Here is a 9,690-nt window from a genome sequence, read left to right on the forward strand (position 1 = left end):
TCCGTACCCTGCTCAGGATCAACGTCCTAAACGCCTTCCAGCCACCACGACGACGACCAAACTCAATGCAAGGACAGATGGAACTCAGCCTCAATCCACCATCACCCAAAAATCCCGGACAGTAGTGCGCTTTCGCGGGGATGACACCGAGCTTGCGGCGCTTCTGGAGGCAAGCTCACCGATGGCCGAAGTTAAGCTTTGACCGGCCGGTCAATTTTCAAGGTGTGTCGCCTAAGCTTTGTCGAGCAAATACAAATCAGTAACCACGCGTAACATCGCCGCCAGGCAGCTACGCAGTTTTTGATATTGTTAACTCGGACCCGCTTAGGTGCTGTGGTCCAACCGCCGCTTTGGGGCTCAGCCGGTGCGTGTGCTTATCGTCGATGACTCGCGTTCGAGCCTGGCCTTCATCGGCCATGTGATCGGCGCACTCGAAGATGTCGAGATCGCCGCCTCGCTGCTGCCAAGCAAGGCGTTGGCGCTCGCCGCCACCACGCAGTTCGACCTCGTGCTCGTCGATCACGTCATGCCCGAGATGGATGGCGTCGAGTTGACCCGGCGCCTGCGCGCCGACGAGGCTTACCGGCTGGTGCCGATCGTCATGGTCACCTCCGACAACGCTCCGGCCTTGCGGGTCCGCGCCATCGCCGCCGGCGCCACCGACTTCGTCAACAAGCCGTTCGATTCCACCGAGCTGCAGGCCCGCGTCCGCAATCTCCTCGCCTTGCGCCGGTCGCAGAGCGAGCTCGCCGACCGCGCCGCCTGGCTCGCCCGCGAGGTCGAAAGCGCCACCCGTCACCTGGTCGAGCGCGAGGAAGAGATCATCTGGCGGCTCGCCCGGGCCATCGAGTACCGCGATGGTGACACCGGCGAGCACGTGTCGCGCGTCGCCCAGGTCTCCTCGATGATCGCTGCCGCCATCGGGCTCAGCCCCGAGCGCTGCCGCATGATCTACCTCGCGGCGCCGTTGCACGACATCGGCAAGATCGGCATCGCCGATGCCATCCTCAGTAAGCCCGGTAAGCTCACGCCCGATGAACTGCGCATCATGCGCACCCATGTTTCGATCGGCGCGCGCATCCTCGAGCACGGTTCGTCCGAGGTCATCCGCACCGCCGAGCTGATCGCCCAGAGCCACCACGAGCGCTGGGATGGCACCGGCTATCCCGACCGTCTCTCCGGCACCGATATTCCGATCGAAGCGCGCGTCGTCGCCATCGCCGATGTGTTCGACGCCCTCTGTTCCGAGCGGCCATATAAGCGGGCCTGGCCGATCGAAGAGGCCCGACGCGAGATCCTGTCGCTCGCCGGCACGCATTTCGACCCCGCCTGTGTCGCCGCGTTCGAGGCCCGCTGGCCGGAAATCCTCGCGCTGTTGTCGGCCGTCCCCGAGGATGCCCGCCTCGCCGGCTGAAACCGGCATCCTCTCCCTCACAAGTCATCGCTGTCTGCCGATTGCCGCTCGTCGCGGACGATATCAGACACGTTGTCGCGCCGACTTCTGTCGGCCGCCGATGGCATCGGAGTATCGGCAGTATTCGGCTTTCGACGCCCGCCGCCGATGACTCCCGGCAAGCATTCGACGACTCGCTCAGAGTCGCATGACGATTCCTATGAGTCATGGGCGTGACGTCCGCTGACTCAATACGTCGCACGTAATACTTGCGATTACTTAATCACCAGAATTCTACCAAATACTGCTTAGCGGTAATTGAGACTTAACACATAGCGCTGATCATCGTGGTCATCAGGGGCAAACAGCAATTCCGTGGACGCGGGGACTGTTTTGGGGCCGGGGCGACAGGATTGTCGTTTCGCCGAGGCTGCCGTTTTGCCTCTGAAAACAAGACGTTACGTATCGCAGAAGCATACTTGCCCGGGGCCAGAACGAACCCATGTCGCGACCATCAGCGCACCCGCTCCATCTGAGCGGCGACCTTTCCTTACGCAATATTTCCGAACTCCATTCTCGCCTGTTGCAAGCTTTGGCTGAGCATCGGGCCATCGATCTCGACACCACCGCGGTCGAGAGCGTCGATGCCGGTACGCTGCAGCTGCTGGTCTCGGCCACCAAAAGCGCGGCCGCCGACGATCGCACCCTCAGCCTTGCTGTCGATGCTGCGACCCCGATGGGTCGCGCCCTGCTGCGCGCCGGCTTCTTCACCGGGGACGGCCGGCCACTGGTCGCTACCCTTTCCTCCTGGACCCTGACGCGCGAGGCGGCATGAGCAAGACCATCCTCACCATCGATGATTCCGCCTCCATCCGGCAGATGGTCGCCATGACGCTGAAGAGCGCCGGTTTGACCGTGCTCGAGGCCGGCAACGGGCTCGAAGGCTACAACAAGGCCACCACCGAGACGGTCCACGCCGTGGTCACCGACCTCAACATGCCTGTCATGAACGGGTTGGAGTTCCTGAAGAAGTTCCGTCAGCACCCGGCCGGCAAGGGCATCCCGGTGATCCTCTTGACCACCGAGTCCGACGAGGAGCTGAAGCGCCAGGCCCGTGAGGCCGGCGCCACCGGCTGGATCGTCAAGCCGTTCAAGCAGGACCAGCTCTTGGCCGTGATCAGGAAGGTGACTGGCGCATGAGCTCCGATCCCACCGATACCTTCCGGCAAGAGGCCCGTGAGCTGCTCGAACAGCTCGAGCAGGGCCTGCTCGATCTCGAGCAAGATCCTGGCGATGCCGACCTGGTCAATTCCGTGTTCCGGGCGCTGCACACCATCAAGGGCTCCGGCGCCATGTTCGGCTTCACCGATGTGGCGGCGTTCGTGCATGAGTTCGAGACCGCCTTCGACAAGGTGCGCAAGGGCCTGTCGCCGATCACCCCCGAGTTGGTCGCCGTGGCGCTCGACGCCAAGGACCATGTGCATCACCTGATCGAAACGCCCGACGCGGCGACCGATGCCGGCGACGCCATCCTCGCCGCGCTGCGTGACATCGTCGAACCCGACCGCTTCCCCGCCGCCCCGATGGCGCAGAGCGCCACTGTCGCCGCCAATGTTGCGCCCGAGGCGACCGGCCGCTGGCGCATCCGCTTCAAGCTGCCCGAGGACGCGCTGGTCCACGGCACCAACCCGCTGCTGCTGCTCGGCGAGATCGCCGATCTCGGTCCCTGCGAGGTCACGGCGCTTATCGACAGCGTCCCCAACCTCGATGTGCTCGATCCCGAGGCCTGCCACCTCGGCTGGCAGGTCGATCTCACCCACCCCGACCCGACCGCGGCGCTCGACGACGTCTTCCTGTTTTTGAAGGACGGGATGGAGCTGTCAATCGAACCGCTCGCCGCGACCGCCGCACCGGTGTCCGTTTCCTCGCCGGTGCTCGACATCCTCGCCGAGGACGATCCGGTGCTCGAGGTCGATGAACCCATCGCCGAAGCAGCCCCGGTCCGCGCCCAGCGCGAACTGCGCGAACAAAAGACCGAAACCGCCGAGCGCGCCTCGACGTCGCTGCGGGTGCCGGCCGAGCGGCTCGACGAGCTGATGGATCGGGTCGGCGAGCTGGTCATTGCCCAGGCCCGGCTGTCGCAGATGGCGGCGCAGAGTTCGGACGGCAATCTGAAGACCATCGCCGAAGAGTTGGAGCGGCTGAGTTCAGGCCTGCGCGACACCACGATGGGCATCCGCATGGTGCCGATCGGCTCGCTGTTCTCGCGCTTCCGCCGGCTGGTGCACGACCTGAGCCGCGATCTCGATAAGGAAATCGAGTTCATCACCACGGGTGAGGACACCGAACTCGACAAGACCATGATCGAGCGGCTGGCCGACCCGCTGGTCCACCTGATCCGCAACTCGGTCGACCACGGTCTCGAAACCGCCGAGCAGCGCATCAAAGCGGGCAAGCCGGTGAGGGGCACCGTCCGCCTCTCCGCCGTCTATGCCGGCGCCGAGGTGGCGATCTCGGTCACCGACGATGGCGCCGGCCTCAACGCCGCCCGCATCCGGCAGAAGGCGGAAGAGCAGGGGCTGCTGACGCCGGACTCGCGTATCGCCGACCACGACCTGTTCCAGCTGATCTTCGCTCCCGGCTTCTCGACGGCGAAGGAAGTGACTTCGCTCAGCGGCCGCGGCGTCGGCATGGATGTGGTCAAACGCACCATCGATGGCCTGCGCGGCAAGATCGAGCTTTCCACCAAGCCCGGCGAAGGCACCACGGCGACGCTGCGCCTGCCGCTCACCCTCGCCATTATCGAGGGCATGTTGGTTCGCGTCGGCAATGGCCGCTACTCGATCCCGCTCTCGGCGGTCGAGGAGTGTGTCGAGCTGCCGGCCGACGTCGCGACCCACTCGCGCGGCCGCAATTTCCTCGATATCCGCGGCAGCCTGGTGCCGTTCCTGCGGCTGCGCGACCTGTTCAACACCCCGGGCGAGGCCGATACCCACCAGAAGGTGGTGATCATCTCGTCGGGCGAAGGCCGGGCCGGCCTGGTGGTCGACCAGATCATTGGCAACAACCAGACCGTCATCAAGCAGCTTTCGAAGCTCCACACCGACCTCGAGACCTTCTCGGGCGCCACTATCCTCGGCGATGGCACCGTGGCGCTGATCCTCGATACCTCGCGACTGGTCTCCTATGGCCAGGCGCATGAGGAGAAATATCGCAACACCGAGGGAAGGGCCGCGGCATGACCGCCTTCACCGAACCGATGCGTGCCCTGACCCTGAGGCTCGACGACGAGCTGTTCGCCATCGAGGCGCAGAGCGTGCGAGAAATCCTCGATCTGGTGCCGGTCACCGAGGTCCCCAACGCCTCGCCCTTCGCCGCCGGACTGATCAACGTGCGCGGCCGCGTCGTGCCGCTCACCGATCTCAAGGTGGCGTTCGGCATGCAGGGCGCCGAGCCTGACCAGGACACCCGCATCGTCGTCATCGAAACCGAGATCGAGGGCGAACCGAGCGTCGTCGGTATCCTTGCCGACAAGGTCTACGACGTCACCGACATCGAGCCTGCCGCCATCGAGGAGGCGCCCCGCGTCGGCATGCGCTGGCGGCCCGACTACGTGCGCGGCATCGGCAAGCGCCGGGGCGATTTCATCATCATCCCCGATATCCACCGCATCTTTGAATTAGAGGGCCGCAGAAGCGGCTCGCCTAACGCATCAGAAGAAAGGGCCGCATCGTGAGGCTAACTATCAAGGCAAAGCTGGCGGCGGTGTTCGGCGCCGTCATCGTCATGTCGGGCGTCAGCATGCTGATCGCCTTGCAGAATCTCGACAAGCTGAACCAGTCGCTCGACACCATCGTCAATGTCCGCGCCGCCAACACCATGGCGATGATGGAAGTGCAGACCCATCTCGAGTCGATCGGTTCGCGCCTGCGCGCCATGATCATCAGCGACGATGCCACCGAGATTGCCGACTATGTCGGCAAGATCGAGGACGAGGGGGCCGAGATCGACAAATATGTCGCCGAGCTCAACGAGAAGGTCGAGGACCCGCAGATCCGTGACAGCCTCGACGAGTTCGCCGCGCAGACCGATGCCTATCAGGCCCAGGCGCAGAAGGTCATGCAACTCGCCGGGCTCAACACCGATACCGAGGCGCTGTCGATCACCAGCACCGATGGCAGCGGGGCGCTCGGCACGCTCGAGCAGGCGATGACGGCGCTCGTGACCGCGCTTTCCAACCGCGTCAGCGCCGGCGACCTCTCGGCCTTTCCCGCCTTCAAGGCGGCGTCGGAAGCCTTCATGACCATCACCGATGCGTTCCGCCAGCAGCGCAACGTCTTGCTCGCCTCCTCGCTGCCGGCCAAGCAGGACGAGTGGTATGCCGACTACAAGGCCGGCATCGAAAGCCTCGCCCAGTTATTCCCCTCGCTCGAGCGGACCGTGCCCGCCACCGAGGCGGGCCTGCTGAAGGCGGCGCACGAGGCCTATGACGGGTTGGTCGTGGCCATGGACAAGGCGGTGGACGTCTCGATCCAGCGCGGTGACTACAACGCCCTGCTGGCCGCCAATGAGGCGGCTGAACTGCGCCGCGTCGCCAACGCGACGATCACCGCCATGATCGAGCGCAACAAGCAGGTGCTGAACGCCGCCGACGACGAGGCCAAGCAACTGTACAGCGACGCCATGACCCTGCTCATTGCGCTGCTTGTCGGTTCCGCCGTTGTTGCCATCGCCGCCGCCCTCTGGATCATCCTGTCGATCTCGAAGTCGCTCGGCGCTGCCCTCGGCCTCGCCAATGCCGTCGCCGGCGGCGATCTCAGCGCCGAGGCCAAGGTCAAGTCGAACGACGAGATCAAGGATGTGATCGATGCGCTGAACACCATGACGCGGAAACTCCGCGAAGTGGTCAGCGAAGTCACCGCCGCCGCCCGCAACGTCGCCTCCGGCAGCCAGGAACTCTCGGCCACCGCCGAGCAGCTGAGCCAGGGCGCCACCGAGCAGGCCTCCTCGACCGAAGAAGCCTCGGCCTCGATGGAAGAGATGGCCTCGACCATCAAGCAGTCGGCCGACAATGCCAGCCAGACCGAAAAGATCGCCCGTCAATCGGCCGCCGACGCCAATGCCTCCGGCGAAGCCGTGGGCAACGCCGTCAACGCCATGCAGACCATCGCCGAAAAGATCATGGTGGTGCAGGAAATCGCCCGCCAGACCGACCTGCTGGCGCTGAACGCCGCGGTGGAAGCGGCCCGCGCCGGTGAACACGGCCGTGGCTTCGCTGTGGTCGCCTCCGAGGTGCGGAAACTCGCCGAGCGCAGCCAGGCTGCCGCCGCCGAGATTTCCACTCTCTCGGTCGACACGGTGAAGGCGGCGCGCTCGGCCGGCGACATGTTGAGTAAGCTGGTGCCCGATATCCGCCGCACGGCCGAACTGGTGGAAGAAATCTCCGCCGGCTCGCGTGAGCAGAATGCCGGTGCGGCGCAGATCAACACCGCCATCCAGCAGCTCGACAAGGTGACCCAGCAGAATACCTCGGCGGCCGAGGAAATGTCGGCCACCTCCGAGGAACTGGCCAGCCAGGCCGAGCAGTTGCAGAGCGCCATCAGCTACTTCCGCATCGACCAGGGCCAGCTGGCCCGCGTCGATGCGGCCAACGACCGCGCCCCGCAGCGCGCCCGTCGCACCGCCCAGCTGCAGGAGGAGATCCTGAGCAAGGCGCCGCACCTGACGCGCAAGAAAGCTCCGGCCCGCGCCACCGGCGGCGGCTTCGACCTCGAGCTCGACGACATGGGCGACGAGCTCGACAGCGAGTTCACCCGCCGCGGCGCCGCCTGAAGCATCTCGGGCGCCGACCAACGACTGCCGGGGCGCCCACTCGCCCCGGCCCATCGCAGAAGCCGACTTTACTGACTGCACGTTTTGGGCAGAGGACCGCAGAAAGCGGTCCGTGGGCTAGGGGGCCACGCCAAATGAGATTGACCATCAAGACCAAGCTGATCGCGGCTTTTGCCACGGTCATCGTGCTCAGCGCCATCAGCATGGCCGTCGCGCTGCTGAACCTCGGCGCGCTCAACACCTCGTTCAGCGCCGCCATGGAAGGCAACGTCAAGCGCATCCAGCTCGCGGCCGATCTCGAGGTTGCGACCCTCAAGGTGGCGCGCGACGAAAAGAACCTGATCCTCACCCAGGACCCCGGCGCCATCACGGCGCTGGTCACCCAGATGGATGCCGAGATCGACGCTGTCCACGCCGATACCGCAACGCTGCGCGAGCTCTCCAGCGAGGCCGGCAAGCCGTTGGTCGACAAGTTCGGCGCCGATTACGACGCCTACCTCGTCCAGCACGCCGAAGTGCGCCGCCTCTCCACCCTCAACCTCGATGCCGAAGCTTTCGCGCTCGCCTCTGGTAAGGCCGCCGAAGTCCGTGCTGCTTCGGTGGCCCAGCTCGACGAGATCGTCGCGCTCAACAACACCCAGCTCGACGAAGCCATCGCCAATGCCGAAGCTCTCTACGGCTCGTCCTCGCTGCTGCTGACCGCCCTGCTGGTCGGCTCCACCATCATCGCCGTCAGTGCCGCTGCCTTCATCATCGCCGGCATCAGCCGCGGCCTCGGCAAGATCAGCCATGTGGTCAGCGCCGTCGCCATTGGCGATCTCGATCAGAACATCGAGATCAAATCCAATGACGAGATCAAGGATCTCGTTGCCACCGTCAACGTCATGACCGCTAACCTCCGCGCCACCGCCGGCATTGCCGACCGCATCGCCGATGGCGACCTGACCGTCGAGCCCAAGCCGCTGTCCGACCGCGACACGCTCGGCCTCGCCTTGCAGCGCATGGTCGAAAAGCTCCGCGACGTCATCGCCGAAGCCATTTCGTCGGCGAACAATGTCTCGGCCGGCAGCCAGGAGCTCTCCGCCACGGCCGAGCAGCTGAGCCAGGGCGCCACCGAGCAGGCCTCCTCCACCGAAGAGGCATCCGCCTCCATGGAAGAGATGGCGGCGACCATCAAGCAGTCCGCCGACAACGCGCTGCAGACCGAAAAGATCGCCCGCCAGTCGGCTGCCGACGCCATCGCCTCGGGGGCGGCGGTCAACGATGCCGTCAGCGCCATGCAGACCATCGCGCAGAAGATCATGGTGGTGCAGGAAATTGCCCGCCAGACGGACCTCCTGGCCCTCAACGCCGCGGTGGAAGCGGCTCGCGCCGGTGAACACGGACGTGGCTTTGCGGTGGTGGCCTCCGAGGTGCGGAAACTTGCCGAACGCAGCCAGGCTGCCGCCGCCGAGATCTCGACCCTCTCCGACACCACGGTCAAAACTGCGCAGTCGGCCGGCGAGATGCTGACCCGCCTGGTGCCCGACATCCAGCGCACTGCCGAGCTGGTCGAGGAAATCACCGCCGGGGCCCGCGAGCAGAATGCCGGCGCCAGCCAGATCAACACCGCCATCCAGCAGCTCGACAAGGTGACCCAGCAGAACACCTCGGCGGCCGAAGAAATGTCGGCCACTTCCGAGGAGCTGGCGAGCCAGGCCGAGCAGTTGCAGAACGCCATCAGCTACTTCCGCATCGAGGCGAGCCGCGAGGTCGCCACCGAAGCGCCGAAGAAGCCGGCGGCGAAGCGCAGTGTCGCCATCCGCAGCGAGCTGATGGCCAAGGCTCCGCATCTGAAGCCGCGGGCCCGTTCGGCCGGCGGGCTGACCGGCAGTGGTGGCTTCGATCTCGATATCGACGATGCCGGCGACGAACTCGACAGCGAGTTCACCCGCCGCGGCGCAGCCTGAGGAGAGCCTGCAATGGCCGAGAAAGCCCAGTACGTGACGCTCGGGGTCAACGGCGAACTGTTCGCCGCCCCGGTGGACAAGGTCCAGGAGATCCTCGACATGCGCCCGGTGGCGCGCCTGCCGCAGGCGCCCGCCAACCTGCTCGGGATGACCGACGTGCGGGGCGAGGGCATCCCGGTGCTCGACCTGCGCCTGACCCTCGGGCTGCCCGAGGCCGACGACACCGAGAATACCCGCATCGTGGTGCTCAACGTCAGCGGCAGCACCGGCCCGATGACCGTTGGCCTCCGCACCGACCGGGTGTTCGAAGTCACCGTGCTCGACGCCGGGGAACTCGAACCGCCTCCGGCCATCTCGGGCAACTGGCGCGGCCCCGCCGTCGCCGGCATCGGCCGCCGCAACGGCAGCTTCGTCACCGTGCTCGATCTCGACCGGTTGTTGGGCAGCGTGGCTGAGGCGGCGTGATGTTGGTGCTGATCGGACCGCCGGCGCGGGCTGACCCCCACCCCTGTCCCC

General features: G+C 65.7%; 9 protein-coding genes. All 9 read left to right on the forward strand.

Going from position 1 to position 9,690, the window contains the following annotated elements; all coding sequences use genetic code 11:
• Window positions 1-202 (forward strand): hypothetical protein (locus tag VW23_RS29335; RefSeq protein ID WP_210184498.1); only part of this gene is annotated, 202 nt, incomplete at its 5' end.
• Window positions 203-364: 162 nt separating this feature from the next.
• The gene (locus VW23_RS17875; protein ID WP_069910911.1) at window positions 365-1,414 is read left to right on the forward strand and encodes an HD-GYP domain-containing protein; all 1,050 of its coding nucleotides are present in this window, start codon (window positions 365-367) and stop codon (window positions 1,412-1,414) included.
• A gap of 481 nt (window positions 1,415-1,895) precedes the next feature.
• Window positions 1,896-2,228, forward strand: coding sequence for an STAS domain-containing protein (locus VW23_RS17880; protein WP_084646281.1), 333 nt, complete (start codon window positions 1,896-1,898; stop codon window positions 2,226-2,228).
• Window positions 2,225-2,593: a response regulator gene (locus VW23_RS17885; protein WP_055876504.1), complete on the forward strand. Its 369-nt coding sequence runs from the start codon at window positions 2,225-2,227 to the stop codon at window positions 2,591-2,593. The genes VW23_RS17880 and VW23_RS17885 overlap by 4 nt, the downstream gene beginning before the upstream one ends.
• Window positions 2,590-4,635 (forward strand): chemotaxis protein CheA, encoded by a 2,046-nt coding sequence (locus VW23_RS17890; protein WP_069910906.1) that lies wholly within the window; start codon window positions 2,590-2,592, stop codon window positions 4,633-4,635. The genes VW23_RS17885 and VW23_RS17890 overlap by 4 nt, the downstream gene beginning before the upstream one ends.
• A complete protein-coding gene (locus VW23_RS17895; protein WP_069910907.1) occupies window positions 4,632-5,129 on the forward strand; it encodes a chemotaxis protein CheW in 498 nt (165 codons plus the stop codon). The genes VW23_RS17890 and VW23_RS17895 overlap by 4 nt, the downstream gene beginning before the upstream one ends.
• Window positions 5,126-7,225, forward strand: coding sequence for a HAMP domain-containing methyl-accepting chemotaxis protein (locus tag VW23_RS17900; RefSeq protein ID WP_069910908.1), 2,100 nt, complete (start codon window positions 5,126-5,128; stop codon window positions 7,223-7,225). The genes VW23_RS17895 and VW23_RS17900 overlap by 4 nt, the downstream gene beginning before the upstream one ends.
• Before the next feature lie 134 nt (window positions 7,226-7,359).
• Window positions 7,360-9,174: a methyl-accepting chemotaxis protein gene (locus tag VW23_RS17905; protein ID WP_069910909.1), complete on the forward strand. Its 1,815-nt coding sequence runs from the start codon at window positions 7,360-7,362 to the stop codon at window positions 9,172-9,174.
• A gap of 12 nt (window positions 9,175-9,186) precedes the next feature.
• On the forward strand, window positions 9,187-9,639 hold the full coding sequence (locus VW23_RS17910) for a chemotaxis protein CheW (RefSeq protein WP_069910910.1): 453 nt from the start codon (window positions 9,187-9,189) through the stop codon (window positions 9,637-9,639).
• The last annotated feature ends 51 nt before the right edge of the window (window positions 9,640-9,690 follow it).

It is taken from the genome of Devosia insulae DS-56, from assembly GCF_000970465.2.
GTDB classification, from domain to species: Bacteria; Pseudomonadota; Alphaproteobacteria; order Rhizobiales; family Devosiaceae; genus Devosia_A; species Devosia_A insulae.